The organism is Lactobacillus jensenii DSM 20557 (genome assembly GCF_001436455.1).
Classification (GTDB): Bacteria; Bacillota; Bacilli; order Lactobacillales; family Lactobacillaceae; genus Lactobacillus; species Lactobacillus jensenii.
On record NZ_AYYU01000057.1, the window covers coordinates 1 to 1,863 of the forward strand.

Below are 1,863 nucleotides of genomic sequence, written 5' to 3' on the forward strand. Positions count from 1 at the left end.
TACTACTCTCAAAACTAAACAAAGTTTCTTTAGTGTGCTTCCGTACTCAGTGCCTTCTTTTAGTATCTCTACTCTCCAGCACCTTGCTTCCTTAGAAAGGAGGTGATCCAGCCGCAGGTTCTCCTACGGCTACCTTGTTACGACTTCACCCTAATCATCTGTCCCACCTTAGGCGGCTGGCTCCAAAGGTTACCTCACCGACTTTGGGTGTTACAAACTCTCATGGTGTGACGGGCGGTGTGTACAAGGCCCGGGAACGTATTCACCGCGGCGTGCTGATCCGCGATTACTAGCGATTCCAGCTTCGTGTAGGCGAGTTGCAGCCTACAGTCCGAACTGAGAACAGCTTTAAGAGATCCGCTTGCCTTCACAGGTTCGCTTCTCGTTGTACTGCCCATTGTAGCACGTGTGTAGCCCAGGTCATAAGGGGCATGATGACTTGACGTCATCCCCACCTTCCTCCGGTTTGTCACCGGCAGTCTCAATAGAGTGCCCAACTTAATGCTGGCAACTATTAACAAGGGTTGCGCTCGTTGCGGGACTTAACCCAACATCTCACGACACGAGCTGACGACAGCCATGCACCACCTGTCTCTTTGTCCCCGAAGGGAAAACCTAATCTCTTAGGTGGTCAAAGGATGTCAAGACCTGGTAAGGTTCTTCGCGTTGCTTCGAATTAAACCACATGCTCCACCGCTTGTGCGGGCCCCCGTCAATTCCTTTGAGTTTCAACCTTGCGGTCGTACTCCCCAGGCGGAGTGCTTAATGCGTTAGCTGCAGCACTGAGAGGCGGAAACCTCCCAACACTTAGCACTCATCGTTTACGGCATGGACTACCAGGGTATCTAATCCTGTTCGCTACCCATGCTTTCGAGCCTCAGCGTCAGTTACAGACCAGAGAGCCGCCTTCGCCACTGGTGTTCTTCCATATATCTACGCATTCCACCGCTACACATGGAGTTCCACTCTCCTCTTCTGCACTCAAGATTGACAGTTTCTGATGCAGTTCTTCGGTTGAGCCGAAGGCTTTCACATCAGACTTATCAATCCGCCTGCGCTCGCTTTACGCCCAATAAATCCGGACAACGCTTGCCACCTACGTATTACCGCGGCTGCTGGCACGTAGTTAGCCGTGACTTTCTGGTTGATTACCGTCAAATAAAGGCCAGTTACTACCTCTATCCTTCTTCACCAACAACAGAGCTTTACGATCCGAAAACCTTCTTCACTCACGCGGCGTTGCTCCATCAGACTTTCGTCCATTGTGGAAGATTCCCTACTGCTGCCTCCCGTAGGAGTTTGGGCCGTGTCTCAGTCCCAATGTGGCCGATCAGTCTCTCAACTCGGCTATGCATCATCGCCTTGGTAAGCCGTTACCTTACCAACTAGCTAATGCATCGCAGGTCCATCCTTTAGCGACAGCTTACGCCGCCTTTTAAACTTCTTTCATGCGAAAGTAGCTTTTATCCGGTATTAGCATCTGTTTCCAAATGGTATCCCAGACTTAAGGGCAGGTTACCCACGCGTTACTCACCCATCCGCCGCTAGCTTGTATCTATTTCCATTCCGAAGAACTTCTATAGGCAAGCTCGCTCGACTTGCATGTATTAGGCACGCCGCCAGCGTTCGTCCTGAGCCAGGATCAAACTCTCATTTTGAATTAAAATGAGCTCTTAGCTCAATCAGTTTTTTGATTTGTTATCTCAAATTTATTGCTTAACGAATTGACTTCGCTTTTGTTTGGGTTGTTACACCCGCACACTTTAGCGAAACTTTGTTCAGTTTTCAAAGTACTAACTCCGGCCACTCAAGTGGCCTCTGTTATTATATCAGAAGCAAGTTGCTTTTGTCAAGAACTTTTTT

1 rRNA gene is annotated in these 1,863 nt (G+C 49.3%); it reads right to left on the reverse strand.

Going from position 1 to position 1,863, the window contains the following annotated elements:
- Window positions 1-95 precede the first annotated feature (95 nt).
- Window positions 96-1,658, reverse strand: a 16S ribosomal RNA gene (locus FC45_RS07410).
- Window positions 1,659-1,863: the final 205 nt, after the last annotated feature.